The organism is Enterobacter sp. RIT637 (genome assembly GCF_019718755.1).
In the GTDB taxonomy this organism is placed as follows: Bacteria; Pseudomonadota; Gammaproteobacteria; order Enterobacterales; family Enterobacteriaceae; genus Enterobacter.
Map to the genome: position 1 here is coordinate 219,009 of NZ_JAIHAZ010000006.1, position 25,139 is coordinate 244,147.

At 55.7% G+C, this 25,139-nt stretch carries 22 protein-coding genes; 11 read left to right on the plus strand and 11 right to left on the minus strand.

What is annotated here, in order from left to right; all coding sequences use genetic code 11:
- Positions 1-11: 11 nt before the first annotated feature.
- Both ptsP and rppH read right to left on the minus strand, forming a co-directional pair.
- The gene (gene ptsP / locus K5E19_RS12200; protein ID WP_221551430.1) at positions 12-2,258 is read right to left on the minus strand and encodes a phosphoenolpyruvate--protein phosphotransferase; all 2,247 of its coding nucleotides are present in this window, start codon (positions 2,256-2,258) and stop codon (positions 12-14) included.
- 12 nt (positions 2,259-2,270) lie between these two features.
- The gene (gene rppH, locus K5E19_RS12205) at positions 2,271-2,801 is read right to left on the minus strand and encodes an RNA pyrophosphohydrolase (protein WP_013098553.1); all 531 of its coding nucleotides are present in this window, start codon (positions 2,799-2,801) and stop codon (positions 2,271-2,273) included.
- 683 nt (positions 2,802-3,484) lie between these two features.
- Here rppH and mutH point away from each other — a divergent pair.
- The 3 genes from mutH (at position 3,485) to K5E19_RS12220 (ending at position 5,698) form a co-directional block, all read left to right on the plus strand.
- Positions 3,485-4,177, plus strand: a complete 693-nt coding sequence (gene mutH, locus K5E19_RS12210) for a DNA mismatch repair endonuclease MutH (protein WP_221551432.1) — start codon at positions 3,485-3,487, stop codon at positions 4,175-4,177.
- 129 nt (positions 4,178-4,306) lie between these two features.
- Complete coding sequence (locus tag K5E19_RS12215; protein ID WP_010435144.1) at positions 4,307-4,525, plus strand: YgdI/YgdR family lipoprotein; 219 nt, start codon at positions 4,307-4,309, stop codon at positions 4,523-4,525.
- A 132-nt stretch (positions 4,526-4,657) separates the two neighbouring features.
- Positions 4,658-5,698 carry an NADP(H)-dependent aldo-keto reductase gene (locus tag K5E19_RS12220; protein ID WP_221551433.1) on the plus strand — a complete coding sequence of 347 codons (1,041 nt, stop codon included), beginning with the start codon at positions 4,658-4,660 and terminating at the stop codon, positions 5,696-5,698.
- Between the two features lie 106 nt (positions 5,699-5,804).
- On the opposite strand, the gene lplT is transcribed toward K5E19_RS12220, so the two are convergent.
- Positions 5,805-6,998 (minus strand): lysophospholipid transporter LplT, encoded by a 1,194-nt coding sequence (gene lplT / locus K5E19_RS12225; protein WP_221551434.1) that lies wholly within the window; start codon positions 6,996-6,998, stop codon positions 5,805-5,807.
- Positions 6,991-9,150, minus strand: coding sequence for a bifunctional acyl-ACP--phospholipid O-acyltransferase/long-chain-fatty-acid--ACP ligase (aas, locus tag K5E19_RS12230; protein ID WP_221551435.1), 2,160 nt, complete (start codon positions 9,148-9,150; stop codon positions 6,991-6,993). Before aas ends, lplT begins: the two co-directional genes overlap by 8 nt.
- A 624-nt stretch (positions 9,151-9,774) precedes the next feature.
- Between aas and galR the strand changes: the two genes are divergently transcribed.
- Positions 9,775-10,791, plus strand: a complete 1,017-nt coding sequence (galR, locus tag K5E19_RS12235) for an HTH-type transcriptional regulator GalR (RefSeq protein ID WP_010435148.1) — start codon at positions 9,775-9,777, stop codon at positions 10,789-10,791.
- Here the strand turns inward: galR and K5E19_RS12240 are convergent.
- The 4 genes from K5E19_RS12240 to K5E19_RS12255 form a co-directional block, all read right to left on the minus strand.
- A complete protein-coding gene (locus K5E19_RS12240; protein WP_221551436.1) occupies positions 10,752-11,228 on the minus strand; it encodes a GNAT family N-acetyltransferase in 477 nt (158 codons plus the stop codon). The genes galR and K5E19_RS12240 overlap by 40 nt on opposite strands.
- Positions 11,225-11,998, minus strand: coding sequence for a GntR family transcriptional regulator (locus K5E19_RS12245; RefSeq protein WP_010435154.1), 774 nt, complete (start codon positions 11,996-11,998; stop codon positions 11,225-11,227). The genes K5E19_RS12240 and K5E19_RS12245 overlap by 4 nt, the downstream gene beginning before the upstream one ends.
- A gap of 77 nt (positions 11,999-12,075) precedes the next feature.
- Entirely contained in the window at positions 12,076-13,503 is a 1,428-nt protein-coding gene (locus tag K5E19_RS12250; RefSeq protein WP_221551437.1) for a glycoside hydrolase family 1 protein, read from the minus strand.
- 7 nt (positions 13,504-13,510) lie between these two features.
- Positions 13,511-14,836 carry a PTS sugar transporter subunit IIC gene (locus K5E19_RS12255; RefSeq protein ID WP_010435159.1) on the minus strand — a complete coding sequence of 442 codons (1,326 nt, stop codon included), beginning with the start codon at positions 14,834-14,836 and terminating at the stop codon, positions 13,511-13,513.
- Positions 14,837-15,136: 300 nt separating this feature from the next.
- Between K5E19_RS12255 and K5E19_RS12260 the strand changes: the two genes are divergently transcribed.
- Positions 15,137-16,174 (plus strand): LacI family DNA-binding transcriptional regulator, encoded by a 1,038-nt coding sequence (locus K5E19_RS12260; RefSeq protein WP_221551438.1) that lies wholly within the window; start codon positions 15,137-15,139, stop codon positions 16,172-16,174.
- On the opposite strand, the gene lysA is transcribed toward K5E19_RS12260, so the two are convergent.
- A complete protein-coding gene (lysA, locus tag K5E19_RS12265) occupies positions 16,144-17,406 on the minus strand; it encodes a diaminopimelate decarboxylase (RefSeq protein WP_221551439.1) in 1,263 nt (420 codons plus the stop codon). The two genes, K5E19_RS12260 and lysA, sit on opposite strands and share 31 nt — an antisense overlap.
- 127 nt (positions 17,407-17,533) lie before the next feature.
- Here lysA and K5E19_RS12270 point away from each other — a divergent pair, with 127 nt between their 5' ends.
- Positions 17,534-18,460: a LysR family transcriptional regulator gene (locus K5E19_RS12270; protein WP_221551440.1), complete on the plus strand. Its 927-nt coding sequence runs from the start codon at positions 17,534-17,536 to the stop codon at positions 18,458-18,460.
- Here the strand turns inward: K5E19_RS12270 and K5E19_RS12275 are convergent.
- Positions 18,455-19,147: an aspartate/glutamate racemase gene (locus tag K5E19_RS12275; RefSeq protein WP_221551441.1), complete on the minus strand. Its 693-nt coding sequence runs from the start codon at positions 19,145-19,147 to the stop codon at positions 18,455-18,457. The genes K5E19_RS12270 and K5E19_RS12275 overlap by 6 nt on opposite strands.
- A 137-nt stretch (positions 19,148-19,284) precedes the next feature.
- Between K5E19_RS12275 and K5E19_RS12280 the strand changes: the two genes are divergently transcribed.
- Positions 19,285-19,608, plus strand: a complete 324-nt coding sequence (locus tag K5E19_RS12280) for a cupin domain-containing protein (protein ID WP_042715918.1) — start codon at positions 19,285-19,287, stop codon at positions 19,606-19,608.
- Positions 19,609-19,646: 38 nt separating this feature from the next.
- Here K5E19_RS12280 and wzz(fepE) read toward each other — a convergent pair whose 3' ends face one another.
- Positions 19,647-20,789: an LPS O-antigen length regulator Wzz(fepE) gene (gene wzz(fepE) / locus K5E19_RS12285; protein WP_221551442.1), complete on the minus strand. Its 1,143-nt coding sequence runs from the start codon at positions 20,787-20,789 to the stop codon at positions 19,647-19,649.
- 538 nt (positions 20,790-21,327) lie between these two features.
- Here wzz(fepE) and K5E19_RS12290 point away from each other — a divergent pair.
- From K5E19_RS12290 to K5E19_RS12305, 4 genes are all read left to right on the plus strand, one after another.
- Positions 21,328-22,218: a carbohydrate ABC transporter permease gene (locus tag K5E19_RS12290; RefSeq protein ID WP_010435175.1), complete on the plus strand. Its 891-nt coding sequence runs from the start codon at positions 21,328-21,330 to the stop codon at positions 22,216-22,218.
- Positions 22,211-23,113 carry a carbohydrate ABC transporter permease gene (locus tag K5E19_RS12295; protein ID WP_221551444.1) on the plus strand — a complete coding sequence of 301 codons (903 nt, stop codon included), beginning with the start codon at positions 22,211-22,213 and terminating at the stop codon, positions 23,111-23,113. Before K5E19_RS12290 ends, K5E19_RS12295 begins: the two co-directional genes overlap by 8 nt.
- 12 nt (positions 23,114-23,125) lie before the next feature.
- Complete coding sequence (locus K5E19_RS12300) at positions 23,126-24,253, plus strand: ABC transporter ATP-binding protein (protein WP_221551445.1); 1,128 nt, start codon at positions 23,126-23,128, stop codon at positions 24,251-24,253.
- A 13-nt stretch (positions 24,254-24,266) separates the two neighbouring features.
- On the plus strand, positions 24,267-25,139 hold an 873-nt coding region (locus K5E19_RS12305; RefSeq protein WP_221551446.1), incomplete at its 3' end, for an ABC transporter substrate-binding protein.

A 25,139-nucleotide genomic window follows, 5' to 3' on the forward strand; every position in this document is an offset into this window, starting at 1 on the left:
AGAAATGCAAATTAGCGACCGCCGCGGATTAGGCCACCCATGCCGCGTCGTTCCATAAACGCTGCGACCTGATGCCGTACTTCTGTTGCCATCTGTGCGTCCAGACTGCGTTCCGCCAACTCGCGCGCATCTTCTATTTCGATATGACGTAACAGATACTTCACGCGCGCGACAGAACGGCCGTTCATGGACAGGTGACGGAAGCCCAGGCCAATCAGAATGGCGACGCACATCGAATCGCCAGCCATTTCACCACACAGACGCAAATCAAGACCGTACTGCTCCGCTTCACGTGCAATCATGGCGAGTGCCCGAAGCATCGCCGGATGCAGGCTGTCATAGATACTCGCGACGCGCGTGTTATTACGATCAACGGCCAGTATGTACTGCGTTAAATCGTTGGTCCCGACGGAGATAAAATCAACGCGGGTTGCCAGCTGCGGCAGCATAAAGACCATCGACGGCACTTCGAGCATCACGCCAATACGTGGTTTAGGGATCGCATAGCCGATCATCTCTTCCACTTCGCGGCCCGCGCGTTCGATCAAGCGTTTTGCTTCGTCGATTTCGTCAATGCTGGTGACCATCGGCAATAAAATGCTGAGGTTGCCCGTTGCCGCATTTGCACGCAGCATGGCACGAACCTGGATCAGGAAGATCTCCGGCTGGTCGAGCGTGATGCGGATCCCGCGCCAGCCCAGACACGGGTTTTCTTCACTGATAGGCATGTACGGCAGTTGTTTATCCGCCCCGACGTCCAGCGTGCGCAGCGTGACCGGCTTGTCGTTAAACATCTGCAGCATCCCCTGATACTGCGCCACCTGCTCCTCTTCTGACGGGAAGCCGCTTTGCAGCATGAACGGGATCTCAGTGCGGTATAAGCCAATACCGTCGATCCGGCTGCCGAGCTTCTCTTCGTGCTCGGGACTTAACCCGGCGTTGAGCATGACTTTGATCCGCTCACCGCTCTTAAGCTGTGCGGGCAGGTTAACGTCATCTTCCGCCAGCTTGCTTAATTCATTCTCTTCACTGATAAGCCGCTGGTATTCCTGCAGCAGAACCGGCTCAGGATCGACCAGCAGCTCACCGCGATAGCCGTCCACCACCAGCGTGCGGCGGTGGAGCACTGAGGGCTGGATATCGGCCCCCATGACGGTTGGAATACCGAGCGCACGCACCATGATGGCAGCATGGGAGTTGGCGGCACCATCGCGCACCACCACCCCGGCGAGCCTGTCCTGCGGTAGCTCTGCCAGCGTCGTCGCTGAGAGTTCATCCGCCACCAGCACAAACCGTTTTGGCCAGGCATTCGCGCCCTGAATGGTGTCATCAAGATGGAACAGCAAACGCTGCCCCAGCGCGCGTAAATCCCCGGCACGCTCCTTCAAATAACCATCGGTCAGTGCCGCAAACTGCTCGGCAAATTTTTCGATGACTTTTTTAACGGCCCATTCGGCCACCGAACCTTTATCCACTTCCGCAAAAAGCTCACGGCGCAGACGCGCATCGGAAAGCAGGTGCGAATAGAGGTCAAAGATCGCCGCAGTCTCTTTTTGCGCACCCGCAGCAAAGCGTTTGCTGTAGCGGCGAAATTCGTTGGAAGCCTCTTCCAGTGCAGCGGTAAGACGCTCGCGTTCGAGCGCTTCATCAAGCGTCGAGGCCTCGTAAACCTGCTCCATCAGCGGCAACGTGGCGTCCATCCAGCCTTCGGCGATTGCCACACCCGGTGACGCCGGGAGCGCACGAATGCGCGTGTGACGATACTGTCCAAACAGGGCAGCGAGCTGAGACTGAGAGAGGATGGCGGCCATCTGCGTGGCGAGCGTCACAAGGAATGACTCTTCGCTTTCATCGTACTGGCGCAGCTCCCGCTGCTGAACAACGAGAACGCCGAGCAGCTGACGACGCTGGATAATCGGCACGCCCAGGAAGGCGCGGAAGCGTTCTTCTTTTACGGAAGGAATATATTTGAAGCTAGGGTGTTTTTGCGCATCAGCAAGGTTAATGGGTTCGGCCAGACGACCAACCAGCCCAACGATACCTTCATCAAAAGCGAGCGTAACGGTGCGGCCTCGTGGTTTTTTCAAACCACGAGTCGCCATCAGGTAATAGCAACGCCGGTCATGGTCGGCCAGATACACCGAACAGACTTCGGTTTCCATCGCCAGACAGATATCAGTCACCAGAATATTCAGCGCCTCGTTCAGGCGAGGCGCACTGGCGACCTTCTCGACTATTTCGCGCAAGCGGGTGAGCATGATTTGCGTAGCTTAACCTCTTTTACGTCGCCAGGCAGGTGCGCTCTGCGGCTTAGGCGGGATCTCCTGAAGCTGCATAACAACACTTGCGAACTCTTTCATCACCCTACGGTAAACATCGCGCTTAAATGACACGACCTGACGAACAGGATACCAATAGCTCACCCAACGCCAGCCATCAAACTCCGGCGTACTGCTGGTTTGCATATTGATATCTGAATCGTTGCCCACCAACTGCAGAAGAAACCACTTCTGTTTCTGGCCGATACAAACCGGCTTTGTGTCCCAACGCACCAAACGTTTCGGTAACTTGTAACGCAACCAGTTGCGGGTCGAAGCCAGGATGCGAACATCTTTTCGGCTTAAACCGACCTCTTCAAACAGCTCCCGGTACATCGCTTGTTCTGGGGACTCTCCTGGATTGATCCCGCCTTGCGGGAATTGCCAGGAGTGCTGACCATATCGACGGGCCCACATAACCTGACCCTGACGATTACAAATTACTATTCCTACGTTCGGGCGGTAGCCATCGTCATCAATCACCGGACTACCCCAAACTAAACCTTATATATAAATGATTGTTTCACACTACAGGGAGGCGGTAAACCACTCTCTTACAGGCTTGCAACCTAATAACATTTGAATAACTCACAAATTTGCGTGGAGTTATAAACAGATAAGGGACCGTAAGGGCAATTTTATTCACCTTTTCTGTGGATATAGTTGTGAAGAAGTATGGAATTACCGATGAACAACCTGAATCGTCGTTTATAGCCGTTTATACCACTCATTATTAAAAACACTATTTTTCATAGAGTTAAAGGCATAATTGTTGATACCAGAACAGATAACGTGACGATCATCACATCAGCGATCGTTGTACTGATGAAAGATCGAACAGCGTCGGTTTTATCCACAGATTGTGCCAATAAGTTAGGCACAATTTGTCTGAAAATTCGATTTTCGTCGCACGTCAAGGCTGTAAATCGAAACAGTAGTGTGGGTTATTCCCAGTTATCCCACTTTTCTGTGGATAAGTGGGTGTAAGATCCTGTTTATTGTCAGTGACCAGATTTGAACAACCTGTTTTTAGACGCGGGCATAATAATTTTGCAGCAATAAAAAAACCTATAAATCATACACATGGATTATTCGTACAGAAAACGGTAGACTCTATCCACAAGGGATAATTTCTTAGTTCATTTTTTAATCATAAGGTTACCACCATGCTTCCGCTTGCTCCCTTGCTTACTCCTCCCTCCAGCGAAACCGAGTTACTGACCCAGGCGCAGCGTCTGGCAGGCTATTCGCTTGGTGACCTGGCGGCACTGGCGGGTTTACCGATCCCTGACGATCTGAAAAGAGACAAGGGCTGGATCGGCATGCTGCTGGAACTGTGGTTAGGTGCCAGCGCGGGCAGTAAGCCAGAACAAGATTTCGCCGCGCTGGGCGTGGAGTTAAAAACGATCCCCATTGACCGGCAGGGAAGACCGCTGGAAACCACGTTTGTCTGCGTGGCGCCATTGACCGGCAATACCGGCGTTACCTGGGAAACCAGTCACGTACGCCATAAACTGAAACGCGTACTGTGGGTTCCGGTGGAAGGTGAACGTCAGATCCCGCTAGCCGAACGGCGGGTGGGCGCGCCGCTGCTCTGGAGCCCTGACGAAGACGAAGAGCAGCAGTTGCGTCTGGACTGGGAAGAGTTAATGGACATGATCGTCCTTGGGCAGGTTGAGCGCATCACCGCTCGTCACGGTGAGGTGTTGCAGCTGCGTCCGAAGGCGGCCAACAGCAAGGCCCTTACCGAAGCGATCGGCGCTCACGGCGAGCCAATCCTGACGTTGCCGCGAGGCTTTTATCTCAAAAAGAATTTCACCAGCACGCTGCTCGCACGCCATTTCTTACTAAATACGTAGGTTTTTAACGAATTTTGCGAGCTATCAAACATAATCACCGGGTTTTTAAGATTTTACCGCTTCCTGCTTTCGTCATATCAGGTTATTACTACACTATGATTTAATACAAGCCAGGTGAGGACGATAACGATGAAAAAATGGGCAGTGTTAATTTCTGCAGTCGGGTTGGCGTTTGCGGTATCGGGCTGTAGCAGTGATTATGTTATGTCTACAAAAGATGGTCGGATGATCCTGACCGATGGTAAACCCGAAGTCGACGACGATACCGGGCTGGTGAGTTACCGCGACCCGGCAGGGAATAAAATGCAGATTAACCGCGACGAAGTCTCGCAAATTATCGAGCGATAAACCCGTTAAAGGTCAGTCGCTTGCTGGCCTTTTTTATTTTTTCCTTCCCCTTTTGCTTCCCCTCTGCCATGTTTATATTCCTTTGTCGGGAAGTACCTGACGCGTCTGTATGTTTAATGAAGGAAGCCGGCTATGCATTATCACCGTATCCCCCATAGCGCTCTGGAGATAAGCCAACTGGGGTTGGGCACGATGACATTTGGTGAACAAAACAGCGAAGCCGATGCCCATGCACAACTCGATTATGCCGTCAGCCAGGGCATTAACCTGATTGATGTCGCAGAGATGTACCCTGTCCCTCCCCGTCCGGAAACGCAGGGGCTCACTGAAACTTATGTGGGAAACTGGCTGGCAAAACGCGGCAATCGCGAAAAGCTCGTTATCGCCTCTAAAGTCAGCGGCCCCTCACGTAATAACGATGCCGGGATCCGCCCAAACCAGATCCTCGATCGTAAGAATATTCGCGCCGCGCTGGATGCCAGCCTGAAGCGTCTGCAAACCGACTATCTCGACCTGTACCAGGTACACTGGCCGCAGCGTCCGACCAACTGCTTTGGCAAGCTTGGCTACAGCTGGAACGAGAGCGCGCCCGCCGTTACGCTGCTGGAAACGCTGGAAGCGCTGACAGAGTGCCAGCGCGCGGGGAAAATCCGCTACATCGGCGTGTCTAACGAAACCGCATTTGGCGTGATGCGTTATCTGCACCTTGCCGATAAACACGATCTCCCGCGCATCGTCACCATCCAGAACCCGTACAGTCTGCTTAACCGCAGTTATGAGGTCGGTCTGGCGGAGGTGACGCAATATGAAGAGGTGGAGCTGCTGGCCTATTCCTGTCTCGGCTTCGGCACGCTGACGGGCAAATACCTGAACGGCGCGAAGCCTGCCGGGGCGCGTAACACGCTCTTCAGCCGCTTTACCCGCTACAGCGGTGAGCAAACGCAGAAAGCCGTTGCGGCCTATGTGGATATCGCCAAACGTCACGGTCTTGACCCCGCCCAAATGGCGCTGGCCTTCGTGCGCCGTCAGCCGTTTGTTGCCAGCACCCTGCTGGGCGCGACCACTATGGAACAGTTGAAAACCAATATTGAGAGTTTCAATCTGAACCTGAGTGAAGCGGTGTTAGCGGAGATTGAAGCGGTGCATCAGGTATACACATACCCGGCACCATAGCTGGACGCTTTTGCCGGGTGGCGGCTTCGCCTGACCCGGCCTACGTTTCGTGATGTTTGCTGATTTTGTAGGCCCGGTAAGGCGAAGCCGCCACCGGGCAAAGAGATCAACGCCGACGCTGCCAGATCCATAATCCTGCAATCGCCAGCGCAAACAGCGCGCCAAATCCAACGCCAATGGCCACCACCGGCACGCCCACTTTAACCGCCAGCGAATAAAGCCCCAGCATCAGCAGCATCGCTACGTTTTCACCAAGGTTTTGCACGGCAATGGCATTTCCGGCCCCCACGGTCTGTTTTCCGCGCTCCTGTAAAAGCGCATTCAGCGGCACCACAAAGAAACCGCCCAGAATACCAATCAGGATAAGCAGCACGTAGGCTGGCAACAGCGCATGCTGCAGCGAGAAGAACAGCACGCCGACACCGATTAAAATCCCTGCTGGCATACAGCGCGCAACGGTCTCAAGCGTGACCAGTTTCGCCGCAGCCCCTGCCCCGACGACAATCCCCACGGCGACCATTGCATTCAGGTAGGTTGGCGTTGCGTTGTCGGTGATCCCCAGCGCCATCGGTACCCACAGCACCAGCAGGAAACGTAGCGTGACGCCCGCCCCCCAGAACATGCTGGTTCCCATCAATGAGAAACGCGTTTCACCGTTGCGCCACAGTACGCGGCAGGCGTTAAAGAAGCTGCCGGTCATCGGCCCAAAACGCCAGGACTGGCCCGGACGCGCCACCGGCAGTCTGGGAATAAACAGGTTCGCGACAACCGCCCCGCCGTACACCACCGCACAAACGCCCAGAGCTGCCAGCACATGCCAGTCCGCCAGCACGCCGCCCGCGACGGACCCGAGCAAAATCGCCGCGATGGTTGAGGACTCCATCAGACCGTTGGCTTTCACCAGCTTATCGCCCGTCGTCAGCTCGCCCAGGATGCCATACTTCGCCGGAGAGTAAGATGCCGCGCCAATGCCTACCAGCGTATAGCCGATAAACGGGTTAATACCAAAGCAGATACTTGCCGCGCCCAACAGCTTCAGGCCGTTGGCGAACATCATCACCCGACCTTTAGGGAAGCTGTCCGCCACCTGCCCCACAAACGGCGCGAAAATAATATAAGCACCCACAAACACCATCTGGAGGATCGGCTGGCTCCAGTCGGGGTAAAACTCGGCCTTGAGCAACGCCAGTGTGGCAAACAGCAGCGCGTTATCGCCGAATGCAGAGAGAAACTGCGCGGCGATAACCGCCATCATGCCCTTCGACCGGAGTGAGTTGTTAGTGTGTGCTGACTCATGCATTTTGCTGTTCCGCCTCTTCCACCATGCCCTTGAGGGTCACGAAATCGGGCTTACCGCTACCCAGCACCGGAAGCTGTTTGAGGTAGCGAATATCACGCGGCACGGCCAGTTCAGGGATACCATGCTCGCGGGCATGCTTAAGCAACGCGTCGCGCTTAAGCTCACTGTCCGTGGTGAAGAGCACCAGCGCCTCACCTTTACTCGCATCGCTCTTCACGACCGTGGCGTGCAGCTTGTCAGCGGAGACCGCTGTTGCCAGCATCTCTACCATTTCAAGGGAGACCATTTCGCCCGCAATTTTAGCGAAGCGTTTTGCACGCCCCTGGATCTGCACAAAGCCCTGCTCGTCGAAGCGAACAATATCCCCCGTGTCATACCAGCCGGTCTCAACGTCCCCGTTGACGTTTTCCGCCGTTGGCGCTTCCAGCACGCCAGGGTTTTCTACGCGAAGATAGCCGTTCATCACGTTAGGTCCTTTCAACTGCAGGCGCCCCCCCTCTTCAATCCCCGGTACCGCCAGCAGGCGCGCATCCATGCCCGGCAGAATGCGGCCGACCGTTCCCGGTTTCGCCGCCATCGGCACGTTGATAGAGACCACCGGCGCGCACTCCGTGACGCCGTAGCCTTCCAGAATGCGCAGGCCAAACTTGTCCTGCCAAATCTGCCGCGTGCTGTCCTGCAGTTTTTCCGCACCGGCAACCACATAGCGCACGCGGAAGAAATCATACGGATTGGCGAAGCGCGCGTAGTTACCAAGGAACGTTGACGTGCCGAACAGTACGGTACAGTTACGGTCATAAACCAGCTCCGGCACAATGCGGTAGTGCAGCGGGCTTGGGTAGAGGAACACTTCGGCACCGGTCAGCAGCGGCGTAAAGAGACCAACGGTCAGGCCGAAAGAGTGGAACAGCGGCAGCGCGGACATAAAGCGATCGTTGGCGGTAAAGTCGGCAATCGTTTTGATCTGCTCAACGTTCGCCAGAATGCTTTTGTGACTGTGAACTACGCCTTTCGGATTGCCCTCAGAGCCGGAGGTGAAAAGGATAATCGCATCATCTTCCGGCTGCTGTTTGACCTGCGCCAGGCGCGGCGCGAGCAGGTGAGCAAAAATCCACAGCTTGTCGAGCGTCGTGACGTCCGCTTTCAGATCTTCCAGGAAGACCCAGCGCACCTGGGTAAGCTGCTCGGGAAGGTGCCAGAGCTTGCCCTTGTCCAGGAACTGACGGGAAGTAAAGACGGTATTAATCTGGGCGGCAGTGATAGCGCTGGTAAGCCCTTTCACACCCGCCGTGTAGTTCATCATCGCCGGAATACGTCCGCGAGAAACGGCACCAAAGATCACCGCCGCGCTGATCCCGGCGTTAGGCAGCATCAGGCCAATTTTTTCGCCCCGCTTGCTGTACTTCTCAAGAATACGGCCCACGAACAATGTTTTGGTCAGCAGCTTGCGATAAGTGTCCGGGGTAAAGTTGATATCTTCAATGCAGTTTTTCTTCGCGCCGTAGCGGTACTGCGCCGACAGCAGAGATTCGTACAACGTCTCGCGCGGACGGACGGCCATGCGCGCCTCCATCATTATCTGATGGAGCATTTCACCCGCGATTTTTCGACGATCGCGCGCGCGCGGCGCGTCCGGCATAGGGAGCGTTGTGGGCGGCAGAATATGCAGGGTAATTTTGGGGAACAGGCGCTGTTTCACAAGCCCCTTCAGGCGGCTGAAATGGGTCAGTTCTGCGCCATCAATGCGCAGCGGCACCACGGTGGCCTGTGACTTCGCCGCGACAAAACCGGCCCCGTCATAAATTTTCATCAGCGAGCCGGTCACGGAAATTCGTCCTTCCGGGAAAATGACCACCGGACGTCCCTGCTCAACCAGACGCACCAGATGTTTGATCATCATCGGTTTTGTTGGGTCGAGCGGGACAAAATCTATCAGCGGCGCCAGCCAGCGCATGTACCATTTTTGGCTGATGGAGCTGTAGACCGCGAAGACGGGCCGCACGGGCAAAAACAGCGCCAGCAATATGCCATCAAGAAAAGAGACGTGATTCGGCGTGATAAGAACACGTTCGCCATTAAGTGCCTGAGCATCGCCCGTGACGCGGAGACGGAAGAGAATACGGAACAGTGTGCGGAAGAACCCAAAAAGCATTTCAACTCCCTTTGCCAGCCAGTATGAAGGGGTAATAGTAAATGGTGGCAGATTACACGAGAAGTGGGGAGGGAGCGACAGCAAAAACGGAGGCGAAAAAAAACCTGCGCATCCGCGCAGGTTGGTGCAAGAGATGAGTACGAAACCGTACTAAGAATTCTCACCAATCAATACCTCTGGGATCTTGATTGTGGCTGTTCGCCCGGCGCTTCGCCAGTGAGAAAACGCAAGGGAATGAGCCTAAGTGCAACCAGGTGTGTAAATTATCTGTTGCTGTTACAGGTTGAACTTACAGGCAAAAAAAAACCTGCGTATAAACGCAGGTTGGTGTAAATCGTGTTAATCAACCGGAGTTGATTTCACCTATCAATACCTCTGGGATCTCGACTCTATCAACCGCGACATTGTGCTCGCCACCGGACAATCGCAACAGCCTGAGGCAAAGTGTAACTAAAGGTTCGGATTGACATTATTTTGACATGTCTGCCCGTGTAACGATTACACTACCAGTGGTGTTCTGCGTCACGTTTGGCGAGGGTGCTGCCCCGCTCCCCTTGAATGCGTGCCGCTTTTCCGTAACACTAGTTAGTGTGTAAACGCTTACCCCTAATAAGAAGGTAATAAATGGCGACAATTAAGGATGTGGCTCGTCTGGCTGGTGTTTCCGTCGCGACCGTCTCCCGCGTGATCAATAACTCTCCTAAAGCCAGTGACGCATCACGCCAGGCCGTGCAGGACGCCATGGAAAACCTGAATTATCACCCCAACGCCAATGCGCGCGCCCTTGCGCAGCAATCTACCGAAACCATCGGGCTGGTCGTGGGCGATGTGTCCGATCCGTTTTTCGGGGCGATGGTAAAAGCAGTTGAGCAGGTTTCTTACCAGACGGGTAATTTTCTGCTGATCGGCAACGGCTATCATAATGAACTCAAAGAGCGCCAGGCCATCGAACAGCTAATTCGTCACCGCTGCGCAGCCCTGGTGGTGCACGCCAAAATGATCCCCGATGCCGAACTTATTCATCTGATGAAGCAGATGCCCGGCATGGTGATCATCAACCGCATTATTCCCGGCTTCGAAAAGCGCTGCGTGGCGCTGGATGACCGCTACGGCGCCTGGCTTGCCACGCGACACCTGATTCAGCAAGGTCATACCCGAATTGGCTACCTGTGCTCAAACCACCCAATTTCCGACGCGGAAGATCGTTTGCAGGGGTATTACGACGCGCTGCGTGAAAACGGTTTGCCGTGTAACGACCGGCTGGTGGCGTATGGTGAACCCGATGAAAGCGGTGGTGAGCAGGCCATGACGGAACTGTTAGGCCGCGGACGGAATTTCACGGCGGTGGCCAGCTACAACGACTCGATGGCCGCAGGGGCAATGGGCGTGTTAAATGACAACGGCATTGAGGTTCCGGCAGAAATTTCGCTGATTGGCTTCGATGACGTGCTGGTGTCGCGCTACGTGCGCCCGCGTCTGACGACAGTGCGTTACCCCATTATCACCATGGCGACGCAGGCCGCCGAGCTGGCGTTAGCGCTGGCTGAACAGCGCCAGCCGCCGGATATTACGCATTTGTTCAGCCCGACGCTGGTGCGCCGTCATTCCGTTGCGTCTCTTGCAGAAGCACAGAGCGAATAACGGTAGAGGTGAACCTGCGTATTCGGGTATTCCAGCCCATCGCCAATGTACTGCCAGCCGTAGCGTTCGTAGAAGTCGCGGCAGGCAGACCACAGATGTAGCTCGGTGTACCCGGCCTGCGCGGCATACGCAATAACATGCTCCTGAAGCTTCCCCGCAAGTCCCTTTCCTCGCGCCGCCTCATCCACGTACAGCGCCGCCAGCCAGGGATACAGATCCTGACGCGTGATGAGATCGCAGCGCCATAATCCGACGGTGCCCAGAAGCCGATCATCCTCAACGGCAATAAACGTCATCGGCAGCGCGCCGGGCGTCTGGCTGTGATCGATAACGCTCTGGAAAAATTCACGCGGCAGGCCGTCACCGAAGGCCCGCCAAATCCAGTCTATCACCTGGTCCGCATACTGCGGCGCGGCGTACAGCGGCAGGATCGTCATACCAGTTTCCCCTGGAACAGGGGCACAGATTCAAACAGATAGCCGTCGAAATCCGGCGCATCTTCATCCGACAGCTCAAGCAAACTCTTTTTCACGTTTTCCAGATGCTGGAACATGGCCTGCCATGCGCCCATAACGTCGCGACGGCGCAGGGCCGCAAGGATAGTCTGCCGGTCGCCCAGCCATTTCAGGCGATACGCGCGGCTGGCGATATGGACGTTAAACTGCTGCCACAGCGGGCTGCTGTCCATGTGGTGCCAGATGCTCTCGACGGTCGCCAGAAGCATCTGGTTTTGCGTCGCCCCCGCCAGTACCAGGTGGAACATCTTGTTGTTGTCCTGGCTGCGATCGTCCGCGGCAATGGCACGCTGCTCCTGCTCGATGATGCGGCGCAGGTTATCGATATCGGCGCGCGTCGCCATTTTGGCGGCAAAGGCGGCAATGTTGCTTTCGAGAAGCTGGCGCGCCTGCAAGATCTCAAACGGGCCCACGTCGCTATTGAGGAAGCGTTCTTCCTCGTTTTCATGTTCTTCAGGAATACGCATCACGTAGACGCCGGACCCCTGGCGAATATCCACCGTGCCCTGTAGCTCCAGCATCAGCAGCGCCTCGCGCACGATAGTGCGGCTTACGCCGTAGGTCTCGGCAATGTTGCGCTCCGGCGGCAGGCGCGACCCAACGGGATAATGCCCCTGGATAATTTGCGCCCGTAAATCCTCGCCAATCTCCTGGTACTGTTTTTTTTCCGGCAGGATGACAGCCTTATCCACGTTTTCACCTGTGTTGTTCAGTTAAGCGCAGGCCGGGCGTCCTCCCGACCAGTTTGTGCGCTATTTTATCAGAATGCCTACTTCCATTCATCGTCAACGCTGAGCGTCAGCACGCGCTCATCGCGCAGCTGACGGAACCAGGTAGCCGATTTTTTCGCGCGGCGGGCGCGGTTGTTTTCGAGGTCGATTTCAATTAACCCATAGCGGTTTTTGAAGGCGTTCATCGGCGAGACGTTGTCGGTAAAGGCCCAGAGCATATAGCCGCAGCAGTTCGCCCCCTCCTCGCGCGCCCGCAGCGCGTAGTAAAGGTGTTCACTGATAAAGTCGATGCGATAGGCGTCATCAATCGTGCCGTCACGGTTGCGGAACTGCGCTTCGTTTTCAACCCCCATACCGCTCTCCGCCACGAACCAGTCGATATTGCGGTACTCCTTTTTAATCCGCATCGCCATGTCGTAGATAATGCGCGGATAAATCTCCCAGCCGCGGGATCTGTTCATCCGCCGCCCCGGCAGCTCGAACGGCTCGTAGTAGTACGCCGGGTGGAACGGCGTCTCCGGGTGCCAGGCGCGGGAAGGCGCTTTCACCCGGTGCGGGTAATAGAGGTTGATGCCCAACTCGTCGACGGTGTTATCGGCAATCAGCGCCAGCTCTTCCGCCGTGTAGTCCCATTCAACCCGATGCCGCTCAAGAAGGGTGAAGAGTTCCTGCGGATAGCAGCCGTGCACCAGCGGGTCGAGGAACACGCGGTTATAAAACAGATCGTACATCTCCGCCGCCCGCACGTCGTGCGTCGCGCGGGAACGCGGGTAGGTCACTTCCGGGTTGAGAATACAGCCAACGGAGCCGTCATACCCCTTTTCCCGGAATAGCTTCACGACCTTCGCCGTCGCCAGCACCTTGTGGTGATTCCACTGCATCCACGTACCGGTGTTTTGCTCATACGGCCAGCGCAGCGCGTCCAGGTAAACGCGGGTCTGCACCACGACAGGCTCGTTGAAGCTAAACCAGCGGGTAACTTTGCCGTGGTAGCGGTCAAACACCTTTTCCGCGTAGCGGACAAACAGCTCAACCACATGCTTCGACGCCCAGCCGCCGTAGGTTTCAAGCAGCACGCCAGGAAGCTCGTAATGCTCCAGGCAGATCATCGGTTCGATGCCCTGACGATGCATCTCATCGAACAGCGCGTCGTAGTACGCGGCGTACTCTTCATCCACCGTCGCGTTTTCATAGTCGGTCAAAAAACGCGACCAGTTGATGGAGGTGCGGTAGTGCGTCAGCCCCGCCTGCTTCATCAGGGCCACGTCCTCGCGAAAGCGGTTGATAAAATCGGTCGCCACCGCCGGGCCGTAGCCGTTATGCCAGACGTGACGATCGTTCTTGTACCAGAGATCGATCCACGAATCCTGACCCGGTTTTTTACCGCTCCAGCCCTCGGTTTGCCAGGCCGATGCCGCCGCGCCCAGAATGAAATCCTGCGGTATCGTAATCTGTTTTGTGCTCATCACGTCCTCATACGTTATCGGTGGCTTGCTTCAACGCGGCCTGCTCCGCACGGCGTGAGGCAATTTTCACAAACGGCAGATAGATAATCACCGCCGTCACAATGCAGATAAGCTGGGTGATCACCGCCCCCATCGAGCCTGCGGTAGAGAGCCAGGCGTTAATCAGCGGCGGCGTGGTCCACGGCACCATCACCACGGCTTTGCCGGCAAAACCGGTTACCGTCGCAAAGTAACCGATGGAGCCCGTCACCAGCGGCGTAATAATGAACGGAATGGCCAGGATCGGGTTGAGCATGATTGGCATACCGAAAATCACCGGCTCGTTGATGTTAAACAGGCCAGGACCAATGGAGAGCTTGGCGATCTCCTTCATCTCTTTGCGTTTGGTGGCAATCATCACCGCGATCAGCAGGCCGATAGTCAGCCCTGAGCCGCCAATGCTCATGTACACATCCCAGAACGGCATGGTGATAATGTTTGGCACCTCTTTGCCCTGCTCGAACGCGCTCATGTTGACGGTGATCGCCCCCAGCAGCAGCGGCTCGCGGATCGGCTTGATCATCTGGTTGCCGTGGATGCCGATCACCCAGAACAGCTGGGCGACAAACATCAGCAGCAGAATGCCCGGCAGGCTTTGCACCACGCGCTCCAGCGGCTGCTGCACCACCTGATAAACCGCGTCGTAGAGATACATGCCGGTAAGCTGGTGGAACACGAAGCCAAAGGTGGCAATGGCGGTGGTGGTAATAATGGCCGGGATCAGCGCGGAGAACGACGCCGCCACGTTAGGCGGCACGGTGTCCGGCATTCTGATTTTCAGCCCCTTGCGGTTCTCCAGCCAGCAGTAAATCTCAACCGACAGAATGGCGATAAACATGCCGAGGAACAGGCTGCGGGTATCGGAGAACTGGCGCAGCAGCACGTCTTTCACCACGTGCATTTCGCCGTCCACCAGCATCTCTACGGTGGTCGGCGTGACGCAGATAAAGCAAATCACCGCCAGCAGGCCGGGGAACAGCGATTTAATGCCGTTAATACGCCCCAGTTCAATCCCAATCAGGAACACCGCGCCGATATTGAGGAAGTTCAGCGTGGCGTAATTAAGCGCGCTGGTAATCGGTTTTAGCGCAGCGAGAAATGACAAAGACTCAAAGCTCGCCAGGCCATTTTTTGGATCCAGCACCATGTTGGAAATAAGCACCGAAAATGCCCCAACGATGATGACCGGCATTAAGGTAATAAAGGCAGACTTGATCGCCATGATGTAGCGATAGCTGTTGAATTTGGTGGCAAAACTGCCCAGAGCGTCGATCAGTTTTTCCTGTAATGCCATAGGGTAATACCTCAGTAAAAGGGCTTTTATTGAATAAGGTGTACAGCCGGATACTATTGGCATACCAAAAATAGCTTCACGCCCCGATTTGTTCTGTGATTAAGCTCTCAACGCGACGTCCGGTATTCCAGATTATGATTTATGACTGATTTGGCATACCACTTACAGGCATTTGTCCTGACCCGATGGATCGTTACCGAAAAGCGTGATCCTGGTGGGCGTTTTGCCCTTCCCGCGTCGCTTATGCGCCGGATGGTCTGTGTTAAACTGCATGCCATTACGTGGAAGCAGGAATTTCGAATGGCAACAATGCTGGATGTCTCACTGCGTGCGGGCGTGTCTAAGGCCACCGTCTCGCGCGTGCTGAACGGCACGGGTCAGGTTAAAGAGAGTACGCGTCAGCAGGTGTTCGCGGCGATGGAAGAGCTGGGCTACCGCCCAAACTTTCTCGCGCGCTCGCTCGCCAACCAGACCAGCAACAGCATTGGTCTGGTGGTCTCCACCTTCGACGGATTTTACTTCGGCCGCCTGCTGCAGCAGGCCTCCCGACAGACCGAAACGCACGGTAAACAGCTGATCGTGACCGACGGTCACGACGCGCCGGAGCAGGAAGAGCAGGCGGTACAGATGCTGGCGGATCGCCAGTGCGATGCCATCGTGCTGTACACCCGCTACATGAGCGAAAAGGCGATCATCAAGCTGATGAACAGGGTGCAGACCCCGCTGGTGGTGATCAACCGCGAGGTCAGCCAGGCGGCGGATCGCTGCGTCTTCTTCGAACAGCAGGATGCGGCCTTCAAGGCGGTGGATTACCTGATAAGCCAGGGCCACCGGGAGATCGCCTGCATCACCGTCCCGATCCATACCCCAACCGGAAAAGCGCGTCTGATGGGCTACCGCAAGGCGCTGGAAAAGCACGGCATTCGGCTGGACGAACGGCGGATTAAGTACGGCGACGCGGGAATGACGCGCGGCTATGAGTTGTGCAAAGAGTTGATTGGGGAAAAGGTCCCGTTCAGCGCGCTGTTTGCCTGTAACGATGATATGGCGCTGGGCGCGTCCAAAGCATTACACCAGGCCGGGCTGAAGATCCCGCAGGATATTTCGCTGTTTGGGTTTGACGATGCGCCGAGCGCAAAATGGCTGGAGCCTGCGCTCTCATCGGTGTATCTGCCGATTGACAGCATGATCGTCACGGCGATCGATCAGGCGATCCGGCTGGCAAAAAACCAGCCGGTCGAAGCGATCCCGCCGTTTACCGGCACGCTGGTGTTGCGCGACTCGGTGACAACGGGGCCGTATTTTACTCAGATAAGTTCTAGCGCCAGCAGTTCCTGAATGGTCTGGCGGCGGCGAATCAGTCGCGCGACGCCGTTATCAAACAGCACTTCCGGCAGCAGCGGGCGGCTGTTGTAGTTTGAGGACATCGACGCGCCGTACGCCCCGGTGTCGTGCAGCACCAGATAATCGCCCGGCTTCACTTCAGGCAGCGCGCGCGTTTCCACTTTGCCGCCCTCCTGCTGGGTAAACACGTCGCCGGATTCGCACAGCGGTCCCGCCACGACGGTTTCTACGCGCGGCGCGTTAATCAGATCGCGACCGTCCGCAGCGAGCGCCGTGATGTGGTGGTAGCTGCCGTACATAGACGGACGCATCAGATCGTTAAAGCCTGCGTCAATCAGCACAAAGTGACGGCTTCCCATCTCTTTCACGCTACGTACCTGCGAAACCAGCACACCGGCTTCCGCCACCAGGAAACGACCCGGCTCAATTTCCAGCTTCACCGCGTGACCAAGATGCGCGGCAATTTGATCACGCGCTGCGCTCCACAGACCGTAATAGTGATCGGTATCGATCGCCTCTTCCCCTTCGCGATAAGGAATGGAGAGACCGCCGCCTGCGGAGATCGCCTCCAGATCCTGTCCGAAGTCGATAACCTGGCGCACCATCGCACCGCACACCTGCTCAAGGTGACCATAATCCACACCTGACCCAATGTGCATATGAATGCCCACCAGCTTCAGGTTATAACGCTGCAATACCTCCAGCGCGGCGGGCATATCGGCATACCAGATGCCGTGCTTGCTGTTTTCGCCGCCGGTATTGGTTTTTTGGCTATGGCCATGGCCAAAGCCCGGATTCACGCGCAGCCAGACGCGGTGGCCGGGAGATACCTGACCCAGCTGTTCCAGCATATCCACAGAGCCGGCGTTGACCGGGATCTGCAGCTCATGCACGCGGGCCAGCGTCGCCTCGTCGATCACGTCGGCGGTAAAGACGATTGCGTCACCGTCGGCTTTCGGATCAAACCCGGCCGCCAGCGCGCGCTCGATTTCGCCCAGCGAAACGGAGTCGACCTTCACGCCCTGCTCGCGCATCAGGCGCAGAATATGAATATTCGAGCAGGCTTTTTGAGCAAAGCGCACCACGTCGAACTGATGCAGCGCGGCGATCTTCTCGCGAACGATCTGCGCGTCGTAGACCCACACCGGGCAGCCAAATTCGGCAGGCAGGCGCAGCAGGTTATCGGCGTTCAAATCAGTATCAGTCTGGTTCAGCGGGCGTGGCATGGTTATCTCCGGGGCATGAATCGGTTTTTTTATGATTACGCCACAAAACGAAGGGAATAAAAAATATCGCTTTATCCAGAGTCTATGCAAAAATGATATGGAACCCTCACCCGCTTTCAGGTGCCCTATGTCCGCCGTTAACCTACGCCACATCGAGATTTTTCACGCCGTGATGACCGCCGGCAATCTCACGGAAGCCGCACAGATGCTGCACACCTCGCAGCCAACGGTCAGCCGCGAGCTGGCGCGCTTTGAAAAGGTGCTGGGGCTGAAGCTGTTTGAACGCGCCCGCGGCAGGCTCCACCCGACGGTGCAGGGATTACGTCTGTTCGAAGAAGTCCAGCGCTCCTGGTACGGGCTGGACAGGATCGTCAGCGCGGCGGAGAGTTTGCGGGAGTTTCGTCAGGGCGAGCTTTCCATCGTCTGCCTGCCCGTCTTTTCCCAGTCGTTTCTGCCGACGCTGCTGCAGCCGTTTCTGGCCCGCTATCCTGAGGTCAATCTCACCATTGTTCCGCAGGAGTCACCGCTGCTTGAAGAGTGGCTTTCCGCCCAGCGCCACGATCTGGGCCTGACGGAGACGCTCGCCACACCCGCAGGTACCGAGCGCACGGAGTTGCTCTCTTTAGACGAAGTTTGCGTCTTGCCCGCCGGACATCGGCTCGCCGTTAAAGCCGTGCTGACGCCTGCAGATTTTCACGGGGAAAACTACATCAGCCTGTCCCAGACCGACAGCTACCGTCAGCTGCTGGATTCGCTGTTTGCTGAACATCAGGTGAAACGGCGGATGGTAGTGGAAACGCACAGCGCGGCGTCAATATGCGCTATGGTGCGCGCGGGCGTGGGGGTAGCGGTCGTCAATCCCCTCACGGCGCTGGACTATGCCGGAAGCGGGATCGTCATCCGCAGGTTTAGCGTGTCCGTTCCCTTCACCGTGAGCCTGATTCGCCCCCTGCATCGTCCGGCTTCGGCGCTGGTGGACGCGTTCACCGGGCATTTGACCGAGCACGCGCGTCAGGTGGCGCTTCGCTTGCCTGACCTACAAAACGCCCTATGACAGCATAAACTCGACGGCATCGGCGGCGTGAATGGCCGCGGTGTCGAACACCGGAATGGCGCTTCGCTCGGCCGGCACCAGCAAACCGATCTCCGTGCAGCCGAAGATTACCCCTTCCGCGCCCTGCCGGGCGAGCTTTTCGATAACGCTGGCGTAGTACGCGCGGGACGTTTCGCTGAAGGTGCCGAGACACAGTTCGTCGAAGATGATCTGATTGATGCGCGCCCGGTCAGCCTCGTCCGGGATCAGGCTTTCAATGCCGAATTCACTGCTCAGACGACCGCGATAAAAATCCTGCTCCATCGTATAGCGCGTGCCCAGCAGCGCCACGCGGGACATCCCGGATGCGCGAATCGCGCGACCGGTCGCATCCGCGATATGCAGGAACGGCAGCGAACAGCGGTTTTCGATATGGGACGCCACTTTATGCATGGTGTTGGTACAGAGCAAAATGCCTTCCGCCCCCGCACGCTCCAGCCCCAGCGCCGCCTGCGCCAGGATCTCCCCGGCTTTATCCCACTCGCCGCTCGACTGGCAGGCTTCGATTTCATGGAAATCGACGCTGTGCAGCAGCAGGCTCGCAGAGTGCAGGCCACCCAGACGCTGTTTCACCCCTTCATTTATCAGGCGGTAATAGGGGATGGTCGATTCCCAGCTCATCCCACCCAACAGGCCGATCGTTTTCATGCATCTCTCCTTATGTGTTTCTGCCAGTGAAGCAAACTTGTGATCCTGTTTCCACTTCTTTGTCGCGTCATTTCTTTTTATCGCAGGGTGCGATAAGTTAAATGAAACATTGTTTCATTACATAGCGGAGCGGAGAGATGTTTATTTTCCACAAAGAGACCACGCTTGAGGATCTGGGCAATGGCGTGACGCGGCGTATTCTGGCGCACGATGGAAAGATGATGGCGGTGGAGGTCAATTTTGAGCAGGGTGCGATTGGCCCGATGCACAATCACCCGCATGAACAGCTTACCTATGTGCTCTCCGGGGAGTTCGAATTTACGATAGGTGAAGAAAAGCAGATCGTGACGGCGGGCGATACGCTCTATAAAGCGCCGCACGTGATGCACGGCTGCGTTTGCCTGAAGCCCGGCACCTTGCTGGATACCTTTACGCCGGTGCGAGACGATTTCCTGAAGTAAAAAAAGGCGCTGAATCAGCGCCTTTTTTAATATCGTATTTATTCGGTTGCTGGCGTTACGGCTGTTATCGGCTCTGGCAGCGGATTGCGCGAGAGCATTGCCTCACGTAGCAGCACGCTGCCGCAGGCAAACAGTCCGCCCAGAATCCCCGCCAGCAGCACAATCAGCGCTTTACCCGGACCGTCTTTTTTCACCGGCAGCGACGGTGAAAGCTGATACTTGAAGGGTTCAAGCTTCACGTCTTCCACAGACAGTTTTTGCAGCTGAGCCAGATAGTATTCACGGTTCTGGAAATCCGCATTCAGCTCAGAAACGTCCTTCAGATTCTTTTCAATCTGCAGCTTTTGCGCAATACCGTCAGCACCCAGCGCCACGGAGTAGTCAGGATCGTCTTTTACCGCCTGTCCGTTACTGTAAACCGGCTTCTTAATGCCTGCCGCGTTCGCCACTTCCAGCGAATAGTTGAGGCGCTGCAAGTTGGTGTTGTGGATATTGGTCAGACGCACGCGATCCAGCTCCAGCTGCTGCTGAACGACTTTCGTTTTCAGCGTGATCTGGTTACGGATATTTTCCATCGTCTCCTGCTCAACAATGCGGGAGATATAGTTGATGTAACCTTCCAGAACCGTCTGCGCGTCTCCCGCCGTCGGGGCGGTAAAGCTCAGCGTCCATGAGGTATACGGCGCTTTGTCTGCGTCTTTAACCTGCGTGTTATCTATCGCTTTCATTTTTTCAGCAATATTCACCACCGCGCGATGCAGCTCCAGCGGGTCTACCTCGGTGCCTTCCAGCTGAGACATCACGTACGGGGAGGTTTTCATGTACTCTTCGAGCAGCGACTGCGACTGAAACTTTTTGATGAACAGGTTAAACACGTCTCCATGGCTCACCTTCGCGTCGACATCCAGCACCTGCAAAGTCACCATCATCTGGCGCAGCGTGTTCCACTGCGTCTGCTCGGCCGGTGTGATCACGGCTTTACTGGTCCATTTTTGCGGGATTAAAAACGCAATCGCCAGCCCTACCACGGCGAACGCCAGGACGATCGTCACAATACGTTTTTTGGCCGCCAGAAGTACGTCTAACAATCCCAGGAGATCTATCTCTTTGGTGCTTACCGCCGGAGTGGCATAACGGGGAAAATCGAGGTCCGTGTTTTTCTTGAAATCCATCGCTGACATAACCGTTCTTCTTTTTGGAGTGCAGTAAATTCTGCCTGATTGGTTGCAGTGGTCGGATGATACAAGAAAGTAAGAATAATCTGAACGCCAGATTGATCTATCTGGAGACCGACTATCAGATTTAGTAGGAAGTTTCTAAGCGGTATTGTTCTTATTAATCATTCGGTTTCTTCCCCCTCCTTTCCTTGCTGCCGGGTGCGATTGTGTGAAATAGCGCAAAAATGCCACCCTCATCACCTTATTGAAACACCGTTTCGACACCGATCACATTTCCATCATTAAGCGAATGACGCAGAAATAAATAGCAATAATATAAAATAAAACGTTGTTTTAGTATTCAAGAACACCGGTTCGTAAGTTTTGAAACCTGACCATAATGCATTAGGGCAATGACAATAAAATCCTTATAAAACATAGTGTAAAAAGCAAATACCAACACATCACCTGACATATTTCCTCTCATGCTGAGCAGGGCAAGCGCGAGAAAGTTGTAACAAACCAGATTCCGTTTTAACCATTGATCGCCAGGTAGGTATGTATGAATGAAAACAAGCTGCTGGGGTTAGCGTGGATATCTCCCTACATCATCGGGTTGATACTCTTTACCGCCTTCCCCTTTGTTTCATCGTTTTTCCTCAGTTTTACGGATTACGATTTAATGAGTCCGCCGGTGTTTAACGGCATCGAGAACTATCGCTACATGTTTACCGAAGACACGCTCTTCTGGACATCCATGGGCGTGACCTTTGCTTACGTATTTTTAACCATCCCGTTGAAGCTCGCGTTCGCATTAGGGATTGCGTTTGTTCTTAACTTCAAATTACGCGGCATCGGCTTCTTCCGTACCGCCTACTATATTCCGTCCATCCTCGGCAGCTCCGTCGCCATTGCCGTTCTGTGGCGCGCGCTGTTTGCCATTGATGGCCTGCTGAACAGCTTTATCGGCGTGTTTGGTTTCGACCCGGTGAACTGGCTCGGCGAGCCGTCGTTGGCGCTGATGTCCGTTACCCTGCTGCGCGTCTGGCAGTTCGGCTCTGCGATGGTCATCTTCCTGGCGGCGCTGCAAAACGTTCCGCAATCGCAGTATGAAGCGGCGATGATCGACGGCGCATCCAAATGGCAGATGTTTACGAAAGTGACCGTGCCGCTGATTACGCCGGTGATCTTCTTCAACTTCATCATGCAGACCACCCAGGCGTTCCAGGAATTTACCGGGCCGTACGTGATTACCGGCGGCGGGCCAACCTATTCGACCTACCTGTTCTCACTCTACATCTACGACACCGCGTTTAAATACTTCGATATGGGCTACGGCGCGGCGCTGGCGTGGATCCTGTTCCTGGTGGTGGCCGTCTTTGCCGGTATCGCCTTTAAGTCGTCGAAATACTGGGTGTTCTACTCCGCCGATAAAGGAGGCAAAAATGGCTGATATTCAGGAACTCGCCACGGCAAGAAGCGTTGCAGAGCGCGAAGTCGCCCGCACGCTGCGCAGAGAGAAAATCAACGCCGGTATACGCTACACGATCCTGCTGATTGTCGGCCTGCTGATGCTCTACCCGCTGGTGTGGATGTTCTCGGCCTCGTTCAAACCGAACCACGAGATCTTCACCACCCTGAGCCTGTGGCCAGCGCACGCCACCTGGGACGGCTTCGTGAACGGCTGGAAAACCGGGACCGAATATAACTTCGGCCATTACATGCTGAACACCTTTAAGTATGTGATCCCGAAAGTGATCCTGACCATTATCTCCTCCACCATCGTGGCGTACGGCTTTGCCCGCTTCGAGATCCCGTGGAAGAAATTCTGGTTCGCCACGCTCATCACCACCATGCTGCTGCCCAGCACCGTGCTGCTGATCCCGCAGTACCTGATGTTCCGTGAAATGGGCATGCTCAACAGCTATATGCCGCTGTACCTGCCGCTGGCCTTCGCCACGCAGGGGTTCTTCGTCTTTATGCTGATCCAGTTCCTGCGCGGCGTGCCGCGTGACATGGAGGAAGCGGCGCAAATTGACGGCTGTAACTCCTTCCAGGTGCTGTGGTACGTGGTGGTGCCGATCCTGAAACCGGCCATTATCTCCGTCGCCCTGTTCCAGTTCATGTGGTCGATGAACGACTTTATCGGGCCGCTGATTTACGTCTACAGCGTGGATAAATACCCGATTGCACTGGCGCTGAAAATGTCCATCGACGTCACCGAAGGTGCGCCGTGGAACGAAATTCTGGCAATGGCGAGCATCTCCATTCTGCCATCCATCATCGTCTTCTTCCTGGCACAGCGCTACTTCGTACAGGGCGTCACCAGCAGCGGAATTAAAGGTTAAGAGGGAAATATCATGGCTGAAGTAATCTTCAACAAACTGGAAAAGGTCTACTCCAACGGCTTCAAAGCGGTACATGCTATCGACCTTTCCATCTCCGAAGGGGAGTTTATGGTGATTGTCGGGCCGTCCGGCTGCGCCAAATCCACTACCCTGCGCATGCTGGCCGGGCTGGAAACCATCAGCGGCGGCGAAGTGCGTATCGGCAATAAGATCGTGAACAATCTCGCGCCGAAGGAGCGTGGGATTGCGATGGTGTTCCAGAACTACGCGCTCTATCCGCACATGACGGTGCGCGAGAACCTGGCCTTCGGCCTGAAGCTGAGCAAGTTGCCGAAAGATCAGATTGAGTCTCAGGTGAACGAAGCGGCGAAAATCCTCGAGCTGGAAGATCTGCTCGACCGCCTGCCGCGCCAGCTTTCCGGCGGTCAGGCGCAGCGCGTGGCGGTGGGCCGTGCGATTGTGAAAAAGCCGGACGTGTTCCTGTTCGACGAGCCGTTGTCCAACCTCGACGCCAAGCTGCGCGCCTCGATGCGAATCCGTATTTCTGACCTGCACAAGCAGCTGAAAGCCTCCGGTAAACCGGCCACCACCGTCTACGTCACCCACGACCAGACCGAAGCCATGACCATGGGCGACCGCATCTGCGTAATGAAGCTCGGCCACATCATGCAGGTAGATACGCCGGATAACCTCTACCACAAGCCGAAGAACATGTTCGTGGCGGGCTTTATCGGCGCGCCGGAGATGAACATTCGTAAAAGCCTGCTGGTGGAAAAAGCGGGGCAGCTGCACATCGCCATCGGCAATGAAACCATGCCGCTGAACGCGGAGAAGCAGGAGAAAGTTTCCGCTTACGCCGGTCAGGAGGTCTTCTACGGCGTGCGCCCGGAGTTCGTGTCCCTTTCCGACGAGCCGTTCCCGAACGGTGGCTGCAGCGGCGAGATGGTGCGCGTGGAAAACATGGGCCACGAGTTCTTTGTGTACCTGAAAGTCGCGGACTACGAACTGACCGCCCGAATTCCTTCCGATGAAGCTAAGCCAATGATTGATAAAGGCCTTCACCGCAAGGTGTACTTCACGTTTGACATGAACAAGTGTCATATTTTTGACGCAAAAACTGAACAGAACCTCTCTCTCTGATGGAGTGATAAAAATGAAAAAAGTGCTTTTAAGCGCAGCAATCTCCGCGACTCTGGGCCTTACCGCTTTGCCATCGATGGCGCAAGACGTTGATTTACGCATGTCCTGGTGGGGCGGCAACGGTCGCCACCAGGTCACCCTGAAAGCCCTGGAGGAGTTCCACAAGCAGAACCCCGACATCAACGTGAAGGCGGAGTACACCGGCTGGGACGGACATCTCTCACGCCTGACGACTCAGATCGCAGGCGGCACCGAGCCGGACGTGATGCAGACCAACTGGAACTGGCTGCCGATCTTCTCCAAAACCGGCGACGGCTTTTACGATCTGAACAAGATGAAGGACGTCATCGACCTGACGCAGTTCGATCCGAAAGAGCTGCAGTCCACCACCGTTAACGGCAAGCTGAACGGCATTCCGATCTCCGTGACCGCGCGCGTGTTCTACTTCAACGACGAGACCTGGAAAAAAGCGGGCGTGGAATACCCGAAAACCTGGGACGAGCTGATGGCGGCGGGCAAGGCGTTCGAGAGCAAGCTCGGCAAGCAGTACTACCCGGTCGTGCTGGAGCATCAGGACACGCTGGCGCTGCTGAACTCGTACATGATCCAGAAGTACAACATCCCTGCGGTGGACGAGAAAACCAAAAAATTCAGCTACTCCAAAGAGCAGTGGGTGGAGTTCTTCCAGACCTACAAAAAGCTGGTGGACAGCCACGTGATGCCGGATACCAAATACTACGCGTCGTTTGGTAAGAGCAACATGTACGAGATGAAGCCGTGGATCCAGGGCGAATGGGGCGGCACCTACATGTGGAACTCGACCATCAACAAGTATTCCGACAACCTGAAGCCACCGGCGAAGCTGGAGCTGGGCAGCTACCCTATG